Origin of the sequence: Winogradskyella sp. PC-19 (assembly GCF_002163855.1) — a bacterium.
Taxonomy (GTDB): Bacteria; Bacteroidota; Bacteroidia; order Flavobacteriales; family Flavobacteriaceae; genus Winogradskyella.
Genome location: NZ_CP019332.1, coordinates 2739288 through 2757360, shown reverse-complemented (window position 1 = coordinate 2757360; position 18073 = coordinate 2739288). Strand labels below are relative to the sequence as shown.

The following is an 18073-nucleotide window of genomic DNA, read 5'->3' as shown; positions in this document are numbered from 1 at the left end:
AAATGAGAGAAACTAAAAAGATAAAATATTTTTGGGAGAAGAAGTTTATCTATAATGCAAAAAAAACAAATAGAAATAGTCGAGAAATTTGGTAGTCCAATCTACGTATATGATTCTGAAAAAATAATCAGTCAATACAATAGACTTAAAAATGCATTTGCAAGCGTAAATAATTTAAAATTAAACTATGCAGCGAAAGCCCTTTCAAATATTTCGATACTTAAATTGTTTAACTCTCTAAACTCTGGTTTAGATACTGTTTCGATACAAGAGGTACAATTAGGATTAAAAGCTGGATTTAAGCCAGAATCTATAATATTTACCCCAAACGGAGTTTCTTTACAAGAAATAGAAACCGTTGCAGAACTTGGTGTTCAAATCAATATTGACAATCTCTCTATCCTAGAACAGTTTGGAACAAAGCATCCAAATGTTCCTGTTTGTATTCGAATCAATCCTCATGTGATGGCTGGAGGTAATACAAATATATCTGTAGGACATATCGATAGTAAATTTGGTATTTCTATCCATCAAATACCACTTTTGTTGCGTATCGTTGAAAATACAGGAATGAATATTAATGGTATTCACATGCATACCGGTAGTGATATTTTAGATATTGACGTATTTCTCTATGCAAGTGAAATATTATTTGAAACTTCACAAAATTTTAGGAACTTAGAATTTATAGATTTTGGATCTGGATTTAAAGTACCTTATAAAGAAGGAGATATAGAAACAAACATAGAAGAATTAGGTGAAAAATTATCTAAACGCTTTAATGAGTTTTGCACTAGCTATGGAAGAGAATTAACCTTGGCTTTTGAGCCTGGGAAATTTTTAGTGAGTGAAGCTGGAGTCTTTTTAGCAAAAGTAAATGTTGTGAAACAAACAACATCCACTGTATTTGCGCAAATCGACTCTGGTTTTAATCATCTGATTAGACCTATGTTATATGGCTCACAACACGAAATAATTAATATTTCAAACCCTGATGGCCGTGAGCGCTTTTACTCCATTGTTGGTTATATCTGCGAGACGGATACATTTGCAAACAACAGGCGTATATCCGAAATAAATGAAGGTGATATTCTATGTTTTAAAAATGCAGGTGCATATTGCTTTACAATGGCCAGTAATTATAATTCACGCTACAGACCAGCTGAGGTATTAATCCATAAAGGAAAAGCTAATTTGATTAGAAAGCGTGAAACTTTCAATGACATTATAAATAATCAAGTAGAAATTGAATTTTAATTTCCAACCTTACCTGTAAAATGATTCACTTTTGAGTTAATTGGATTTTCTGTTGCTCTTCTATAAACTGCAATCTGCCCACAATGCCAAATGGCATCAGCAATAGGTCCATTTACTTGATTCCAAAACGGAATTTTTTGTTCTCCAAAAATAATTTTGAATTCAGAAATATCGTCACTAATTCGTAAAATATCTGCAGCTTTTTTTAGATTTTTTAAGGTGGCAACTCGTTTTTCGTTATAAGTCATTTCAGATTCATCGTCCCTTGAGTTTGCTTTTTTTAAAGTAGAATTAACAATGATTTTAGACAAATCGTAAATATGATTGATAGTTTCCTCGGTGGAACGTCCATCAGTATTAAGCTTATAGACTAAATCCTTTTCGGTCAAATCCTTAGACGCCCAATAAAAACGAAAACCTAAAGCATCAACCATACGTGCCGCCATTGTACCTGCTGTAAATTCTTTAGCGTATTCTGGAACTTCAAAATAGGGTAAACTATCTTTTAGATCTTCTTGAGAATAGACGAAAGAACAGAATACTAAAGCTATTAAAATGAAATATTTTTTCATACTAATCTTTTATTTGTTTCTCATTCTGTATTTGATTAACACCGTACTTATCAAAAAAATACACAAGTGATGTCATGGTTGCAGCACCAAGTTCGAGCTCTCGCTTATTGACATGTTCAAAAGTATCATTTGCCGCATGATGGTGGTCAAAATAACGTTGAGAATCTGGTCGTAAACCTGCCAAAACAATATTATCATTTTTTAAAGGTCTAATATCAGCACCACTATATCCTTTTTCAAAAAAGTGAATTAAATAAGGTTTAAACAAACTTCTCCACTGCTCTATTTGTGCTAAATTACCTTCACTACAATCGAAACTAAAACCTCTTGGTGTAAATCCACCGGAATCACTTTCTAGTGCAAAAATGTGATTCTCACCTTTCTCAGCAGCTACCTCTGCATATTTTCTACCACCACGTAAGCCATTTTCTTCATTCATAAATAATACAACTCTTATACTACGTTTTGGTTTTATACCGCTTTCTTTAAGCAAACGTAATACTTCCATAGATTGTACTACACCAGCACCATCATCGTGAGAACCATCACCTAAATCCCAAGAATCTAGATGGCCGCCAACAATCATATACTCGTCCGGGAACTCACTTCCAATAATTTCTCCTATAACATTATGAGATAGAACGTCATCAAATTGCTGACAACTTTGTTCAAAGTAAAACTCTAAATCAGGATTCTCTTTCAAGGCTTCGCTTAATGCTACAGCATCATTAGTACTAATTGCAGCAGATGGAATACGTTGAGAAACTGGTAAATCTCCATAGCCCATACTACCTGTATGTGGGTAATCATCTTGCTTTGAACTTAGTGAACGTACAATAGTACCAACAGCTCCATATTTTGCTGCTTCTGAAGCACCACGATAGCGCTCAGCAGAGCAACCGCCGTAAGCTTCAAACGTATTAATAAGATCTGCTTGAAGTGCTCTATTTATAAATACAATTTTACCTTTTATCTGTGCTTCTCCTAAACCGGCTAAATCTTCAAAAGTAGCTACTTCAATTACTTTTGCTTTTGTACCTCCATTTGGTGTAGCTACAGAACCTCCTAAAGCACAAATATTTACTTTCTTAATACCTGATTCAGTTTCGAAATATGCCATTTCTTTGTTACCTCTAACCCATTTTGGCACCATTACAGGTTGTAACCAGACTTTATCTAAACCTAATTTTTCAAGTTCATTTTTAGTATACTCAACCGCTAACGCTGCATTTTGAGAACCTGATAAACGACCTCCAATGTTGTTAGATAAATAATCGAGCCATGTGTAGCTTTGTCCATTAGTTAGTGATTGCTTGTAGATATTTTTGATTGTGGCCTCGTCGTTTTGAGCGTAAATTGAAACACAAAACACAGATATTAATAGCACTAATACTTTATTCATTTTCTAATTGAGATTTATAAAGATTTATATTTTCTTTTTCGTCAGATGGCATTACAGGCTCTACAATATCATTGTATTGCTTTAGTGTATCATATAATATTTTGGCTACTATATATCTTGCTGTTGGTTTATCATCTGCAGGAATATTAAACCAAGGCGCATGTTCTTTTGAGCTGTTGTTTAAAACAGCTTCATAACAATCTTGATATTTATCCCAAAGCTTTCGCTCTTTTAAATCGCCTGCTTCAAATTTCCAGTTTTTATCAGGCCTATTCAGACGACGTAACAACCTGTTTTTTTGTTCATCTTTAGACAAGTTTAAAAAGAATTTGAAAATAATAGTACCATTATCTGCAATGTGTTTTTCGAAATTATTGATTTCTTGAAAACGGCGTTCCCAAAAGGCATCAGTAACATCATCTACAGACTGGATATCAGGCATATTCTCATACATTAAGTAATTAGGATGAACTCGAGTCACCAGTACATTTTCATAATGCGTTCTATTAAATATCCCAAACTTACCACGAGCAGGTAAAGCAATATAGTGCCTCCATAAATAGTCATGCTTAAGTTCAATATCTGTAGGTTTTTTAAAGCTATGAGACTCAATTCCCCTAACATTAAACTCTTTAAAAACCTCTCGTATAAGACTGTCTTTTCCTGCAGTATCCATACCTTGAATACACATCAAAACTGAATATTTTCCATGAGCATACATGGTGTTCTGAATGTCACCCAACTTTTTGCTGAGTTTATTCATCTTTTTCTCAATCTCTTTTTCTTCTGCCTCTAAATCATATGCAGTTGGAAGATTTTTAATCTTAATCTGAGGTGAAACTTTAAATTCGTCTATGGATATGTCTCTCATGATAATAAACTTTTATTTTGAAGCAAACGATTTTACATCTGATTCGCTAACTTCTTTTTCTCCAAGAATTATAAGTCGCTCAACTACATTACGGAGCTCTCTAATATTCCCTGTCCAATCGTAATTCTGAAGTAATTTTACTGCTTTGTCAGAGAATGTTTTACCAGCATTACCTTGCTCTTCAGATATCTTTTTAGCAAAATGAGAAATCAATAATGGAATATCTTCTCGTCTATCATTTAGCGCTGGCACTTCAATAAGAATTACAGCAAGTCTATGGTATAAATCTTCTCTGAATTTTCCGTCAGCAATTTCCTTTTTTAAATCTTTATTCGTTGCAGCTACAACGCGAACGTCTACTTTTATATCCTTATCACTACCAACACGTTGTATACGACTTTCTTGTAAAGCACGTAATACTTTGGCTTGCGCCGAAAGACTCATATCCCCGATTTCATCTAAGAAAATTGTTCCACCATTTGCAGCTTCAAATTTACCAGCACGGTCTTTTGCTGCTGATGTAAATGCACCTTTTACATGCCCAAATAATTCACTCTCAATCAACTCACTAGGTATTGCAGCACAATTAACCTCTATCATTGGACCTTTACTACGCTCACTTTTTTGATGTAACCAATGCGCAACCAATTCTTTTCCTGTTCCGTTTGGACCAGTAATTAATACACGCGCATCGGTTGGCGCAACCTTATCAATCATATCTTTTATACGTTCAATAGCTGGGCTATCGCCTATCATTTCATATTTTTTATATACTTTCTTTTTTAGGCGTTTATTCTCTACAACCAATTCTTTTCTGTCTAATGCAATACGTACTGTATTTAGTAATCTATTTAAATCTGGTGGTTTTGATATATAATCAAAAGCACCTAAACGCATTGTATTTACAGCAGTATCTAAATCACCATGACCTGAAATCATAACCATCGGAGTTTCAGGTTTAATCTTTTTAGCAGCTTCTAAAACCTCTACACCATCCATTTTTGGCATTTTGATATCACAAAGTACTAGGTCGTAATCCTTCTTTTTTATTTTTTCTATACCTACCAAACCGTCTTCAGCTTCTTCGACAGCATAGGTATCACTTTCTTCAGAGAGAATCTTTACCAAAACTCGGCGAATCGCCGCTTCATCTTCTATAATTAGTATATGTTGCATATTATATTTTAAATTTTATTCCTGTTCTTAGATAAAAAGCATTACGCTGATTCAATTGAAAAATTTCATCTCTATCTGCATTTCTAAATCTATTGTCTAGTCTAAACGTATAACCAGAATACAAATATCCTACCAAATGTTTTGTAAAGCAATATTCGTAACCAATTCCTCCAACAGCTACCGATAGTGATATATTGTCTGCTTGTTGGCCAGCAATGGTTGTAGGCTCCTGTAAGTTAGCAAAATAGCCATCTAATGAGGCAAATATTTGTAAAATACTGTCTTCTGTAAAATAGTATTTTAGATTAGATTTTGGAACACCAGCTACAAAAGACCAATTATCATTAATACGTCTATAATAATTAACAAAAGGTAATGGTATTGGTAAACCTACTGTGGTGTTATATGTTAACCCTAAAATAAGTCTATATGGCCTCTTAATATCTTTGGCGTCAGTTCTATCATTTATAACAAAAACACCACCATTTAGAAATAAATCATCTCCTGTAATTTTACCATTTAAAGTTGAAGCTATTCGAGGGTTAATTTTTAGCCCAAAGCGCCAATTTTCACTAACCTTAAACGTATAACCTAAGTTAAAATCAATAATATTTAAAATATTTAAAGCCGATGTATCAAATGGATAATCTTCCTCTAAGTTTAGTAAAATTCTATTGTACTCTGCACCAACTATAAGGTAATTATCATCTTTAATTTTAATAGGATAATTTAATAAAGCTCTTAATCTAGTATATTGATCTTCAGATTGACTACTTGGTATAAAAGAATACTCAAGTCTTGCTAAATCTGTAAGTTGAGCACTCACAGTACAATAACTAAATCCTAAGAAACATACTAAAACGAACTTTGTAAAATTAAATGATAGCTTTTTTAAGTTCATTTATTATTTTGTTTAATATGAATGTCTCGTTGAGGAAAAGGTATACTAATATTGTTTTCTCTAAAAACTTTATCTATCTCGAATCGCAAATCACTTTTAGGTATTGCTGCTATAAAACTATCATTTAGGGTAAAAATTAATTTAAATTTCAAAGCACTATCTCCAAAATCTGTAAATAACACTAAAGGTTCCGGATAATCTAAAATAGACTCATGATTTTTCGCTACTTCTAAAAGCAATGACTTAACTAATTTAACATCACTACCATACGCCACACCAATATCAATATTTTCTCTAGTTAGAGAACCATTTTCTGTCCAATTATATAAAATAGAACTCAAATATTTATGATTAGGAATAACTAATACTTTATTGTCTATAGTTACTGCTCTTGTCGTACGAATTTTAATTTCTTCAACTCGACCAACTTTCCCATCTATCTCTACAATATCACCAACATTAATAGACTGATCTATGAGGATAAATATTCCAGAAATAACATCTTGAAAAAACGTTTGAAGCGCCAAACCAACACCTACTAGTAATGCTGCGGAAGCGGCAAAAATAGCAGTAACATTTACGCCTATTGAATCAAATGCGATTAGTAAAATTATAACATAAATAACCCATCGCGCAAATAAAAATACACTTACAAACTTAAGCTTATCCTCTGCTTTTAGCTTACGTGTTACTATACGTTTTAAGAAAATTAAAGCCAGTCGTGCCAATACTAACAGACCGATAATAAAAAGAGTAAAACCGACTGTGATGGTTACTGTTTTTTCATCATTATGATATAGAACAAAATCTAATATAGATTTTATTGAATCCCAAATAGATGTCAATGATAATAAAAGATTAAAAGCAACCATTAATATCTTAACCATTTAAAAAGTTCTTTATAACTCGCTTTCTTGCCGTACATCAATATACCAACACGATATATTTTTGCTGCAAACCAAACGGTGAATGTAAATGTACCAATCAAGATTAATAAACTAACTATTTGTTGCCAAATTGGTACCCCAAATGGTATACGCATAAGCATTACTACTGGTGATGTAAAAGGTACAAAAGAAAATACCGTTGATACTGTTCCGTGTGGATCATCAATGACTGTAAAGACCCCAACATAAACCGCTAAAATTAGTGGCATTAATATAGGAAGCATAAATTGTTGTGTATCTGTCTCACTATCTACAGCAGCTCCAACCGCAGCATACAAAGAACTGTAAAGCAAATAGCCACCAATAAAAAATAACAAAAATGCTATAACTAAATTAGCAATAGGCAAATTCTGAAAAGATTGTACTGCTAAAGCTATTTCATTTTGCAAAGCAGGATTATCTATTGCTTGTTGCATTACTTCTTGCTGTGGCGTTTGCACAGCCATTAAATCTATATTAAATACAACACTCAAAATTGTTGTCAAAACACCCAACAAAATTATCCAAATAGCAAACTGAGTAATACCAGCTAAGGATGTACCAATAATTTTACCCATCATTAATTGAATGGGTTTTACAGAAGATATGATAACTTCAATTATTCGGCTTGTTTTTTCCTCAATAACACTACGCATTATCATATTACCATAAATTATGATAAACATAAAGAGTAAATAACCCGCAATTCCTCCAAAAGCTAATTTGAAAATATTATCAATTTTTGAACTTTTCAAACCTTCAAAACTCTCTTGAGCAATACTAATATTTGCTCTAGAGTTTTCTACTTGCTGTATGTCCAATCCATTAGAAATAAGTTTTACTTCTCGTAGTTTTCGTTCTATCTTATTCTCCAAACCAGACATGATTGTTAATGAAGGCGAGTCTTCAGAATAAAACTTGACAGACTTCGAAACAGTCTCTAAATCGCCATTAGATATATATAGTAAACCATATTGTTCTTTTTCCTTAACGACTATTTTGGCTTCCTCAACCGAAGAATCCATTATATAATTATAAGTTGTATTATCTGTATCCTTAAAGATTTCGGAAAAAAGTCCAGATTCATCAAGGATAGAAATCGTTCTTTTTTTATCCTTATTTAATTGAGATAGATATGCCACGACGCTAATTAAAGCAATCATAATTAGTGGACTTAAAAAAGTCATAATAATAAATGATTTATTCTTGACCTTTGTCAAATACTCGCGTTTTATGATAAGAGGAAGATGATTCATACTCTTAATTGTTTTTTACAGTTTGAATAAAAATATCACTAGCAGACGGAATGACTTCTACAAAATGATGGACCTCTGCTTTTGAGGTCAAGAACGACAAAAGTTCGTTAGGAGAAGTTTCAGGTTTAATTGTTACATTCAACTTCACATCATCATATACATTCTTGAAGGTCGCTGGTGCAACTTCAAACATATTTTCGATTTCTTTGATAACTGCTTCTTTATTATTTGATTGTAAACCAATCTCAAATGTATTGGATTTAAATTGTCGTTTAATATCAACAAGGTTTCCATCTAATACTTTATTAGATTTATGAATCAATGCAATGTGGTCACACAACTCTTCTACAGATTCCATACGGTGCGTTGAAAAAATCACAGTAGCTCCATCTTCACGTAGTTTTAGGATTTCATCTTTTATTAGATTTGCATTTATAGGGTCAAATCCTGAAAAGGGTTCATCAAAAATCAGCAATTTTGGACGGTGCAAAACAGTAACTATAAATTGAATTTTTTGTGCTTGTCCTTTACTTAATTCTTGAATTTTTTTGTTCCACCAAGCACCAATCCCAAACTTATCGAACCAATATTTTAGTTGTGCTTTTGCTTCAGATTTAGACATACCTTTAAGCTGAGCTAGGTACAATGCTTGCTCACCTACTTTCATTGATTTGTACAAACCTCGCTCTTCTGGCAAATAGCCAATATCCTTAATATGCTCCGGTTTTAAAGCTTGTCCATCTAACAATACTTTACCTTCATCTGGCATAGTTATTTGGTTAATAATGCGTATTAAGGTGGTTTTACCTGCACCATTAGGACCAAGAAGCCCAAAAATACTTCCTTTCGGAACGGAAATGGATACGTTATTAAGTGCTTTAAAATCTCCAAAATTTTTAGAAACTGAATCAGCTACCAACAAATCACTCATATATAAATTTGAATTTTTCTTAGAAACGTAAATATATTAAATGTAAGACGGAATACTAAAAGTAATATAAACTATTACAGAAAGGCATAAAAAAACAAAACCCACCCTTATAACTAAATAAGGATGGGAAAAAATTGCTATGAAAAAGAAAAATTATCGCCTGTTAGCACAAGCGATAATTCAAATATACTATTTTTTATGATATAGGATTAAATTTTAAGAAAACATATCCTTCACTTTTTCGAAAAAGGACTTATCTGAACTTTCAGGTTTTGGCTGAAAATGCTCATCTTCTCTCATACCTTCAAAAAAATCTTTTTGTTTTTTGTTTAATGTTTTTGGCGTCCAAACGTTAACATGAACTAGTAAATCTCCTTTACCATAACCATTAATACTCGGTATACCTTTACCTCTTAGTCGTAAAATCTTTCCAGACTGAACTCCTGGTTCTATTTTGATACGTACCTTACCTGTTACTGTATCTATTTCCATTGAAGAACCTAAAACTGCGTCAGGTAAGCTTACATACAAATCGTAATGTAAATTATCGCCTTCTCGCTTTAAAGTCTCATGATTTTCTTCTTGTATAGCGACTAATAAATCACCCGCCATTCCATCACCTGGAGCTGCATTTCCTTTCCCTGTAACTTTAAGCTGCATTCCATCTACAACACCAGCAGGTATTTTGACACTTACAGTTTCCTCTTTAGCTACTAATCCTTGAGCGTCTGCTTCAGAAGGTTTTTTGTCTATACTTTGACCAGCTCCACCACATGTTGGACAAGCTGAGGCTGTTTGCATTCTTCCCAGGATTGTATTTGTAACTCTAGTCACTTGACCTTGTCCGTTACATGTACTACATGTTTTATAGGTTACACCATCTGCTTGGACTTTTCGCTTAACTTTTATCTTTTTTTCGACACCGTTAGCTATGTCTTCTAAAGTAAGTGTAACACGTATACGAAGATTACTTCCTTTTACAACACGACGTCCGCCGCCACCAAAGCCGCCGAAACCACCACCAAAGCCGCCTCCAAAAATATCGCCAAACTGACTGAATATATCATCCATATTCATACCGCCACCACCGAAACCACCGGCACCACCTTCGAAAGCTTGGTGTCCAAATTGGTCATAACGTGATTTTTTGTCAGCATCACTTAAAACTTCATATGCTTCAGCAGCTTTTTTAAACTTTTCTTCTGCTTCTTTATTATCAGGGTTTTTATCTGGATGATATTTTAAAGCCATCTTTCGATATGCTTTTTTAATTTCTGCAGCTGAGGCACTTTTGTTAACGCCTAATATGTCGTAATAATCTTCTTTCATAATGTATTTTCAGTAAAACAAAATTGTTTTAATTATTGACCAATAACTACCTTCGGGAAGCGAATAACTTTATCGCCCAGTTTGTATCCACGCTCTACTACATCAATAATCTTTCCTTTTAAGTCTTCAGTTGGCGCTGGTATTTGCGTTACTGCCTCGTGATTATCAGCATTAAACACATCGCCTTGATTAATTTCAATTTTTGATAGACCTTTTTGCTCTAACGTTGAAATCAACTTATTGTAAATTAACAATACACCTTTACGTAATTCTTCAGCTTCTTTATCTTCTTCGATATGCATTAATGCACGCTCAAAATCATCCAATACCGGTAGCATAGACACCATAACGTCCTGACTGGCTGTTTTAAACAATTCAATACGCTCTTTTGTAGTTCGTTTTTTATAGTTTTCGAACTCAGCAAAAAGACGCATAAACTTATCTTTTTCTTTTGCTAAATCTTCTTGTAATTGCTCTTCAACAGTTAGTACTTCTTCTTCAGCAGTTTCTGTTTCAGTTGCTTCAATTTGAGGTTCTTCGACCTCTTGGTTTTTATCTTTTTTGCCCATTGCTTTTAGACTAAATTTTAAATCTTCGATTTACAGATGGCAAAAGTACTGCCAATATTCAGAAAATGTCAAAATGTCACAGATATTTTTTCTCCAAAATATCTAGCATAAAAAAAAGCACCTGCTTTTCAGCAAGTGCTTCTCCTTTTTCATAGCAGTTTTTCCTAAATATTAGTTAGGCATAACTACTGTGTTAATTACGTGGATTACTCCATTATCTGCCTTTACATCTGTCGCTACAATCTCACTGTAATTACCTTTTTGGTCTTTAATCCAAATCTTTCCATCTTTTGACATAACAGTTAATACTTGTCCATTAAGTCCTTTTACTTCAACTTTGCCATTACCTTTTTTTAATGCCGCTACTACATCACTAGCCATTAATTTAGCTGGAACTACATGATAAGTTAAGATGTTTGCTAATGCCTTCTTGTTTTTTGGTTCTAATAAACTACCTAATGTTGCTTTATCAATTTTACCGAATGCCGCATTTGTTGGAGCAAATACTGTAAATGGTCCATCTCCTTGTAAGGCAGATACCAAATCTGCTGCTTTCAAAGCAGTTACTAATGTTGAGAAATCTTTGTTACCGACAGCTACATCTACAATTGTTTTTTGTGCTGTTGCGGCAGTGTTAAATGTTAATGCTGCTACCATACTAAAAATGAATACTAACTTTTTCATAATTTTTTTGTTTTAAATTTTTTTGGTTAAATGTTAGAGCACATGTTTTTGTTTTGATGTGCTTTCATTTATATTTACACAGCCTTGTTTGCTCTGGATGAGCAAGTCTATACTTTTGGCAAATCTTTAACACTAATGCAAGACGACGCACTACTTATTAAACAACTTCAAGCTAAGGAAGAACGTGCATTATCATTACTATATGATAAATACTCGGGTGCATTATATAGTGTAATTATTAAAATGACTCGTGATGAAGCACTATCACAAGATTTATTACAAGAAACCTTTATAACTATTTGGGATAAATCGCATCAGTATAACAACAAAAAAGGGCGTTTTTACACTTGGGCATACAGAATTGCGAAAAACAAAGTGTTAAATTATCTGAGAAAGAACAATATACTCATCCAAACCGATGATTTAAGTGTATATGATAATAAAGAAGAATCAGAAACAGTAAATCGCAATTTTTTAGAATTGAATGGTGCTATAACTAAACTAGAAGCTCATCACCAAAAGGCAATAGAACTAGTTTATTTTAATGGGTTAACTCATCGAGAAGCTCATATCGAAATGGATGTTCCATTAGGTACATTTAAATCTTATGTTCAGCAAGCTCTAAAACAGCTTCGAAAAACATATGTTAGAATTGTAGTGTTTTTGTTACTAATGATAGATGTAATGTGATGATGACAAAGAAAGAACTATTAGAAAATGGATTATTAGAGCAATATGTGCTCGGCGAACTCGATGCAACACAGGTTGGATCCATCGAGAAGTTACTGGTATCAGATACTGAAATCAAAGTAAGATTAGATGAAATAGAATCTGATTTTGAAAATTTGGGTATTGAAAATGCTATAAATCTGCCAAGTCATTTAAAAACTCAGTTATTATCTAAAATCAAGACTTCAAATAATAAAACTATTTCTGAATCTACGAATAGTAATAAATTTTGGCTAGGTATTGCTGCCAGTTTTGCCGCTTTCTTTTTACTGGGTTCAATTTGGTTATATTCTGAACTAAATAGTGTTAAAGATGATTTACAAATAGTTAGTGAGCAGAATAAAGCATTGAAGGAAGATTTAAATGGAATCTCTAAAAATTATGATGAAGCTAGTAAATGGTATGCAGCTTTATCCAATCCAGATGCAGAGCAATATATTTTAACGGGAAATAAATTATCTCCTGAAGCAAAAATTGTAAGTTTTGTTAATCACGAAAATAAATCAGTAGTAATTAACACAAAAAAATTACCTCAACTAGATGCTGACCATGACTACCAAATGTGGGCAGATGTCGATGGCGAAATGATTGATATGGGCGTTATTCCAAAAAATAAGGAACTTATTGCAATGACCTATATTAATAATGCTGAATCTCTAAATATTACTATCGAGCCTGCTGGAGGAAATGACCACCCGACAGTTGAACGTTTGATTAGTAATGTTTATTTGGATTAATGAAAATACTTGAATTTTTTCTTGAAATTTTAGTTTGGTTTGGTCTTGATTTTTCTGACTTTAAACATCAAAGAAAAATAGAAAAACTAGAAAAAGCAGATGGAAAATCACGCACCTTCCGAAAATATTTTTTAAGCCCATCTATAAAAACTATTTTCAAAGTATTTATAACTCTTATAATTCTCTTTTTTGGATATCTCTGGTATTCAGACAATTACTCAAAACCTAAAAAGACAAAAAAAGAAATAATCGAAATTTCAGAATACATAATACAATGGAAATCTGAATACAATTCACTTCCTAGAACAATAGAAATAATGATTAAGTCAAAACCTCTTCACAAAAAATGGTTAACAGATGAATGGAAAAGACCTTATTTTTATTCCATTGACTCTACTAACACTAGCTTTGAATTATTTTCTGCTGGTAAGGATGGAAAATTCGAAACTAAAGATGACATTTCTTCAAAATAAACAAAAAACATCTCAATATTTTTAAACTACCTTTGTGGCAAATATTTATAAATGTCATTCAAAGACTTACAAATTATTAAGCCGCTTTTAAGAGCCGTTGCAGATTCTGGTTATGATGAGCCAACGCTAATTCAGCAACGTTGTATTCCTGCTATATTAGAAAGAAAAGATGTCATAGCATCCGCGCAAACTGGTACAGGAAAAACAGCTGGTTTTGCTTTACCCATTTTACAATTACTATTTGATAAACAAGATGCTCCAAAACGTGGTAAAAAAATACGTGCTTTAATCGTAAGTCCAACAAGAGAATTGGCTGTACAGATTAACGAAAATTTTAAAACTTACGCCAAATACACCAACTTACGCACAGCAGTATTATTTGGAGGTACATCAATTGAACCACAAATTGACATCTTAAAGAAGGGCATTGATATTTTGATAGCTACACCTGGACGTTTGTTAGATTTACACAAACAGGATTACGTTAATCTTGACTATATAGAAACTTTTGTATTAGACGAAGCCGACTTAATGCTAGACATGGGATTTATTGATGATGTCAAAAAAATTGAACGTTTGTGTCCTGAGACCAAACAAGTATTACTTTTTTCTGCTACAATACCCTATAAAGTTGAACAGTTAGCAAGCTCAATCTTAAATGAACCTCAGCGTATTGACGTCACACCAAATAAATCTATTGCAAGTGATATTAGTCAGATTTTATACTACGTACCTAAGCGTAACAAGATTGAGTTGTGTTTGCACTTATTGAGAAATACTATCAAAGGAAGTATTCTAATTTTTAGGCGTACTAAATTTGGTGTTGATAAGCTTGAAAAAACATTACTCAAAAACGGTTATAAAGTAGATAGTATTCATGGCGACAAATCACAAACTGACCGACAAAATGCACTTAACAAATTTAAAAACGGTTATGTAAATATCCTTATAGCTACTGATGTTGCCGCTCGTGGCATTGATATTAACGAACTTGATGCTGTTGTAAATTTTGATTTACCTAATGTACCAGAAACCTATGTACATCGCATCGGTCGTACGGGTCGTGCTGGTAATATCGGAACAGCATATTCACTATGCTCTGCAGATGAAAAAAACTATATTAAAAATATTCAGTCATCAATAAATGTTCAAATACCTATCGAAGAAGAACATCCATATCCTCTAGACCCAAAAGCAAAACCAATTGTTCACAAAAAACAAGGCAGCAAGTATAAAAAAGGTCGAAAAGGCGCTGGCGCTAAAAAGAAAAAGAAGCGTTGGTATTAATTCAATGCTTCTTTTATTAATAAAACATTTAAGTATAATTACTCAAACTTCATTTCAAAAAGTAGGTAGTGTTTAATACCAAATTTTTTACCCCAATTTTCTAAATTCTTTCCTGAGGTGCCGACTTCGCACCAAGACTTTGAACCGTCTTCTCGTTCGTATGGTAAAATGTATGCTAGTAGATAGAAAGCTTCATTATATTTTAATTCTAACTCACTTTCATCAGCTATGTTTCTAAGACTGTAGTCATTTGACTTAATGGCCTTATATTCTACATTAGTACTAAAGCGTGGAAATTTAAATTTCATTTGTAGCTTATTGTCTTTAGTATGTTTTGATAGTACTCGCATTTTAAATTCCTCCGTTTTAAGAGTTGCAAATTGAGGTAATCCTAAGTTTTTACTATCAACAACCACAGATTCAGACTTTACTTTTCCATTCCATATTTCCTTAACAGTGATTTTATATGCTTTCCCTTTTAACTGCTTTCCTGTAAAATTTACTTTCATATAATCAATTCCCTCAAAATCGAGAATATCACTAAGTTCATAATTATCCGAAGAATATTCAGTTTCCATTTTTAGGTCTGATGCAGAATTAAAATCGACTTGAAGAGTTTGACTTTCTTGTGCTTTTAAACCGCTGAAGCAAATTAATGCGACAGCTAATACTTGTAATTTTTTCATGATTTAGTCTTTATTTATTTGTTTGATCGAATCCTCGTGAGTGAAGATGATGCCATGTACAATATCGAAATAGATTTCATTAACTGGCTTGGTTTCGTCTTTGGCACCTTTTGTCATCATTGTAAATTTTTCACCGTTGCGTGTTGGTTGCATTTCGACTTCAAAATCACCATTACCCAACAACATTTTGGTATTGTTTCCTATAGCACTTAGACTATGGTTAGCTTTTGGATAAAAAAGGTGAATTTTAGAATATTCTGAATACAAATTGAAACGCTCAAAATCATTAGACCAATTGTAAAACCAATATTCGCTATTAAAATCTGTGATAGTTGTAGCTCTTCCTATTTCTCCAAACTTAATTTTAGAGAATTCTGATTCTACTTTTACACTAGATATTGCTACTATATTAGAATGATATAAGCTCTTAAGTTTGTAATTACCACCAACTATATTTTGAGCCTCAAAAGAAAGTACATTATTCAAAATAATATTATTGTAAGCATTTCTAAGTTCTTCAACTTTAAGCTTTCCTTTAGTTTGGTTTATAGATAACTCATTCTGAATTTCTCCATTAAAGTAGATATTAGAATTATCTGCATTAATATTTAGCTTAATAAACGGTGGAATTTTTATTACAAATTTACTCTTCATAATATCAACACGTTTACTACTTACTTCATTGAACATGTTATTTCTGTCATTTCCTTTGAAAAAAGTAAACTGCTGCAGAAACTGCTTAGGATTGGAATTTCTATTTCGACGAACCGCTTGTAACATGGAATCTTTAGACACTCTAACAATAGTATCGCTTGAACTCTTGTTGAAATAGCTCGATTTTTTTGGTCTAAACATCAACTCATCAACATCATCTACTGAATAGTTAAGTAACTGTATCACCTTATCACTATCTACTTCTAAAGTCATATGGTTTTTAGAATGAGCTGTTTTTATAGTTACTTTTTTTAATGTTTCGGCTATTTGTTTTTTTGTGTAGCCAGTAAATTCCATTGAATAATTGTAATGAATTTTACCGTCAGTAGACTCCTCAATCCTAACGGTAGTATTCTTTAAGTTAAATATGACACTCATATCCTTTGTCGCAGGTATAGATTTAGAACTTATTTTTCTAAAATCTTGTGCATTTAAGTTTACAGATGTGATGAGCATCAGTAAAGCCATTTTAAATAGTATTCTCATTTTGTTCGTTTTTTTGATTTAATATCTTGATATGCTTCTGTATGTCTTTGAGTAATTGCAATCTTGTTTGAAGATTGGTTATTAAGCTCTCTACTACTAGAATATTATTAGGGTCTTTTTTAAAGTTTTCTGAAGTTACTTGATAATCATAATCTAAATCGTTGAGTCTTTTTTCGTAGCGTTTTACCAAATTTTCATCATCAGTAAGCTTAATGAAGTTTATCCACTCAGCCTGAATACTTTCTAGATATTCCATTTCTACTGCCTCAATTTGCGCGACTAATGGTGAGATTTCTTCAGCTTCGTCTTTATTAATTACGAAATATCCAACCATTAATGCGATTATAAATATGGCTGCGATTTTTAAAATTAGATTTTTAGGTTTGAGAGATTTATTAGATGCTTCAGATTCTAATTTTTGTAAAAATTCTTTACGGTGATTTTTTGCTAGGCTCTGCGTTGCTTCCAAATCTTCTTTTTCAAATAACTCTCTAATATCTCGCTTCATTGTATTGTGTTTTTAATTGCTCTTGTAATTGTAATTTTGCTCGACGCAATTGTGTTCTTGATGTTTTTATGGCGATATCTAGTATTTGCGATATCTCTTCGTGGTCATAACCTTCTATTAGGTAAAGCGTAATGACCAATCTGTATTTTTCTGGTAATTGTTTTATCGTTTTTACAATTTGTTCTTTTGTTATTGAAGATTCAAATTGCCAATCATTGTCATCTACAATGTGCAAATTTTCGTTTTCTAAGGATTTGGTATCAAATTGATGTTTCCGTATCATATCGATACATTTATTGATAATTATTCGCTTTAACCAACTCCCAAATGTTGCAGTTTCTTCATAGTATTCAATATTTAAAAACGCTTTTAAAAACCCTTCTTGCATAACATCCTTAGCGTCTTCTTCGTTTTTTAAATACCGTAAAGCCACATTATACATTGCATTACAATAACTATCATAAATCTGCATTTGGGCTACTTGATTACCGCGCTTACATTTTTTAATTAATTGATTGACTTTATTTTGCATTAGTTTGGTTAGCTTGTCTACTTATAAAAACGTGAAAAATTCTTGAA

The 18073-nt window shown here is 32.5% G+C and carries 20 protein-coding genes; 5 read left to right on the top strand and 15 right to left on the bottom strand.

Annotation, left to right across the window (positions count from 1 at the left end):
• Window positions 1–54 precede the first annotated feature (54 nt).
• On the top strand, window positions 55–1257 hold the full coding sequence (lysA, locus tag BTO05_RS12810) for a diaminopimelate decarboxylase (RefSeq protein WP_087493046.1): 1203 nt from the start codon (window positions 55–57) through the stop codon (window positions 1255–1257).
• On the opposite strand, the gene BTO05_RS12805 is transcribed toward lysA, so the two are convergent.
• The 11 genes from BTO05_RS12805 to BTO05_RS12755 all read right to left on the bottom strand — a co-directional run bounded on the left by BTO05_RS12805 (window position 1254) and on the right by BTO05_RS12755 (window position 11874).
• Window positions 1254–1829, bottom strand: a complete 576-nt coding sequence (locus BTO05_RS12805; protein ID WP_087493045.1) for a hypothetical protein — start codon at window positions 1827–1829, stop codon at window positions 1254–1256. The two genes, lysA and BTO05_RS12805, sit on opposite strands and share 4 nt — an antisense overlap.
• A gap of 1 nt (window position 1830) precedes the next feature.
• Entirely contained in the window at window positions 1831–3231 is a 1401-nt protein-coding gene (locus tag BTO05_RS12800) for a M20/M25/M40 family metallo-hydrolase (RefSeq protein ID WP_087493044.1), read from the bottom strand.
• Window positions 3224–4102, bottom strand: a complete 879-nt coding sequence (locus BTO05_RS12795) for a PPK2 family polyphosphate kinase (protein WP_087493043.1) — start codon at window positions 4100–4102, stop codon at window positions 3224–3226. Before BTO05_RS12795 ends, BTO05_RS12800 begins: the two co-directional genes overlap by 8 nt.
• 12 nt (window positions 4103–4114) lie before the next feature.
• Window positions 4115–5278 (bottom strand): sigma-54-dependent transcriptional regulator, encoded by a 1164-nt coding sequence (locus tag BTO05_RS12790; RefSeq protein WP_087493042.1) that lies wholly within the window; start codon window positions 5276–5278, stop codon window positions 4115–4117.
• 1 nt (window position 5279) lies between these two features.
• On the bottom strand, window positions 5280–6179 hold the full coding sequence (locus tag BTO05_RS12785; RefSeq protein WP_232459742.1) for a DUF6268 family outer membrane beta-barrel protein: 900 nt from the start codon (window positions 6177–6179) through the stop codon (window positions 5280–5282).
• Window positions 6176–7066 (bottom strand): mechanosensitive ion channel family protein, encoded by an 891-nt coding sequence (locus BTO05_RS12780; protein ID WP_232459741.1) that lies wholly within the window; start codon window positions 7064–7066, stop codon window positions 6176–6178. The genes BTO05_RS12785 and BTO05_RS12780 overlap by 4 nt, the downstream gene beginning before the upstream one ends.
• On the bottom strand, window positions 7051–8361 hold the full coding sequence (locus BTO05_RS12775) for an ABC transporter permease (RefSeq protein ID WP_087493041.1): 1311 nt from the start codon (window positions 8359–8361) through the stop codon (window positions 7051–7053). Before BTO05_RS12775 ends, BTO05_RS12780 begins: the two co-directional genes overlap by 16 nt.
• 4 nt (window positions 8362–8365) lie before the next feature.
• Window positions 8366–9292, bottom strand: a complete 927-nt coding sequence (locus tag BTO05_RS12770; protein ID WP_087493040.1) for an ABC transporter ATP-binding protein — start codon at window positions 9290–9292, stop codon at window positions 8366–8368.
• A 216-nt stretch (window positions 9293–9508) separates the two neighbouring features.
• A complete protein-coding gene (dnaJ, locus tag BTO05_RS12765; RefSeq protein ID WP_087493039.1) occupies window positions 9509–10621 on the bottom strand; it encodes a molecular chaperone DnaJ in 1113 nt (370 codons plus the stop codon).
• A 32-nt stretch (window positions 10622–10653) separates the two neighbouring features.
• Window positions 10654–11190: a nucleotide exchange factor GrpE gene (locus BTO05_RS12760; protein WP_087493038.1), complete on the bottom strand. Its 537-nt coding sequence runs from the start codon at window positions 11188–11190 to the stop codon at window positions 10654–10656.
• Window positions 11191–11361: 171 nt separating this feature from the next.
• Window positions 11362–11874: a fasciclin domain-containing protein gene (locus BTO05_RS12755; RefSeq protein WP_087493037.1), complete on the bottom strand. Its 513-nt coding sequence runs from the start codon at window positions 11872–11874 to the stop codon at window positions 11362–11364.
• Between the two features lie 135 nt (window positions 11875–12009).
• Between BTO05_RS12755 and BTO05_RS12750 the strand changes: the two genes are divergently transcribed.
• From BTO05_RS12750 to BTO05_RS12735, 4 genes are read left to right on the top strand one after another with little or no spacing between them, the layout of a single operon-like run.
• A complete protein-coding gene (locus BTO05_RS12750) occupies window positions 12010–12564 on the top strand; it encodes an RNA polymerase sigma factor (RefSeq protein ID WP_087493363.1) in 555 nt (184 codons plus the stop codon).
• Window positions 12564–13340, top strand: coding sequence for an anti-sigma factor domain-containing protein (locus BTO05_RS12745; protein WP_087493036.1), 777 nt, complete (start codon window positions 12564–12566; stop codon window positions 13338–13340). The genes BTO05_RS12750 and BTO05_RS12745 overlap by 1 nt, the downstream gene beginning before the upstream one ends.
• Window positions 13340–13813, top strand: a complete 474-nt coding sequence (locus BTO05_RS12740) for a type II secretion system protein GspG (RefSeq protein ID WP_087493035.1) — start codon at window positions 13340–13342, stop codon at window positions 13811–13813. Before BTO05_RS12745 ends, BTO05_RS12740 begins: the two co-directional genes overlap by 1 nt.
• Window positions 13814–13864: 51 nt before the next feature.
• Window positions 13865–15100 (top strand): DEAD/DEAH box helicase, encoded by a 1236-nt coding sequence (locus tag BTO05_RS12735; RefSeq protein WP_087493034.1) that lies wholly within the window; start codon window positions 13865–13867, stop codon window positions 15098–15100.
• A gap of 38 nt (window positions 15101–15138) precedes the next feature.
• On the opposite strand, the gene BTO05_RS12730 is transcribed toward BTO05_RS12735, so the two are convergent.
• The 4 genes from BTO05_RS12730 to BTO05_RS12715 are packed head-to-tail and all read right to left on the bottom strand — an operon-like array spanning window position 15139 to window position 18026.
• On the bottom strand, window positions 15139–15786 hold the full coding sequence (locus BTO05_RS12730; RefSeq protein WP_087493033.1) for a hypothetical protein: 648 nt from the start codon (window positions 15784–15786) through the stop codon (window positions 15139–15141).
• Window positions 15787–15789: 3 nt separating this feature from the next.
• Entirely contained in the window at window positions 15790–16986 is a 1197-nt protein-coding gene (locus tag BTO05_RS12725) for a hypothetical protein (RefSeq protein WP_157662589.1), read from the bottom strand.
• Window positions 16970–17494: a hypothetical protein gene (locus BTO05_RS12720; RefSeq protein ID WP_087493031.1), complete on the bottom strand. Its 525-nt coding sequence runs from the start codon at window positions 17492–17494 to the stop codon at window positions 16970–16972. The genes BTO05_RS12725 and BTO05_RS12720 overlap by 17 nt, the downstream gene beginning before the upstream one ends.
• A complete protein-coding gene (locus tag BTO05_RS12715) occupies window positions 17478–18026 on the bottom strand; it encodes an RNA polymerase sigma factor (RefSeq protein WP_087493030.1) in 549 nt (182 codons plus the stop codon). Before BTO05_RS12715 ends, BTO05_RS12720 begins: the two co-directional genes overlap by 17 nt.
• Between the last annotated feature and the right edge of the window lie 47 nt (window positions 18027–18073).

Bases quoted from the DNA above. Each gene is read 5' to 3' on its own strand.
- BTO05_RS12740 (WP_087493035.1), top strand. From the start codon at position 13,340: ATGAAAATACTTGAATTTTTTCTTGAAATTTTAGTTTGGTTTGGTCTT.
- BTO05_RS12725 (WP_157662589.1), bottom strand. From the start codon at position 16,986: ATGAGAATACTATTTAAAATGGCTTTACTGATGCTCATCACATCTGTA.
- BTO05_RS12760 (WP_087493038.1), bottom strand. From the start codon at position 11,190: ATGGGCAAAAAAGATAAAAACCAAGAGGTCGAAGAACCTCAAATTGAA.
- BTO05_RS12735 (WP_087493034.1), top strand. From the start codon at position 13,865: ATGTCATTCAAAGACTTACAAATTATTAAGCCGCTTTTAAGAGCCGTT.
- BTO05_RS12715 (WP_087493030.1), bottom strand. From the start codon at position 18,026: ATGCAAAATAAAGTCAATCAATTAATTAAAAAATGTAAGCGCGGTAAT.
- BTO05_RS12730 (WP_087493033.1), bottom strand. From the start codon at position 15,786: ATGAAAAAATTACAAGTATTAGCTGTCGCATTAATTTGCTTCAGCGGT.
- BTO05_RS12800 (WP_087493044.1), bottom strand. From the start codon at position 3,231: ATGAATAAAGTATTAGTGCTATTAATATCTGTGTTTTGTGTTTCAATT.
- BTO05_RS12775 (WP_087493041.1), bottom strand. From the start codon at position 8,361: ATGAATCATCTTCCTCTTATCATAAAACGCGAGTATTTGACAAAGGTC.
- BTO05_RS12745 (WP_087493036.1), top strand. From the start codon at position 12,564: ATGATGACAAAGAAAGAACTATTAGAAAATGGATTATTAGAGCAATAT.
- lysA (WP_087493046.1), top strand. From the start codon at position 55: ATGCAAAAAAAACAAATAGAAATAGTCGAGAAATTTGGTAGTCCAATC.
- BTO05_RS12795 (WP_087493043.1), bottom strand. From the start codon at position 4,102: ATGAGAGACATATCCATAGACGAATTTAAAGTTTCACCTCAGATTAAG.
- BTO05_RS12770 (WP_087493040.1), bottom strand. From the start codon at position 9,292: ATGAGTGATTTGTTGGTAGCTGATTCAGTTTCTAAAAATTTTGGAGAT.
- BTO05_RS12805 (WP_087493045.1), bottom strand. From the start codon at position 1,829: ATGAAAAAATATTTCATTTTAATAGCTTTAGTATTCTGTTCTTTCGTC.
- BTO05_RS12790 (WP_087493042.1), bottom strand. From the start codon at position 5,278: ATGCAACATATACTAATTATAGAAGATGAAGCGGCGATTCGCCGAGTT.
- BTO05_RS12780 (WP_232459741.1), bottom strand. From the start codon at position 7,066: ATGGTTAAGATATTAATGGTTGCTTTTAATCTTTTATTATCATTGACA.
- BTO05_RS12750 (WP_087493363.1), top strand. From the start codon at position 12,010: ATGCAAGACGACGCACTACTTATTAAACAACTTCAAGCTAAGGAAGAA.
- BTO05_RS12785 (WP_232459742.1), bottom strand. From the start codon at position 6,179: ATGAACTTAAAAAAGCTATCATTTAATTTTACAAAGTTCGTTTTAGTA.
- BTO05_RS12755 (WP_087493037.1), bottom strand. From the start codon at position 11,874: ATGAAAAAGTTAGTATTCATTTTTAGTATGGTAGCAGCATTAACATTT.
- BTO05_RS12720 (WP_087493031.1), bottom strand. From the start codon at position 17,494: ATGAAGCGAGATATTAGAGAGTTATTTGAAAAAGAAGATTTGGAAGCA.
- dnaJ (WP_087493039.1), bottom strand. From the start codon at position 10,621: ATGAAAGAAGATTATTACGACATATTAGGCGTTAACAAAAGTGCCTCA.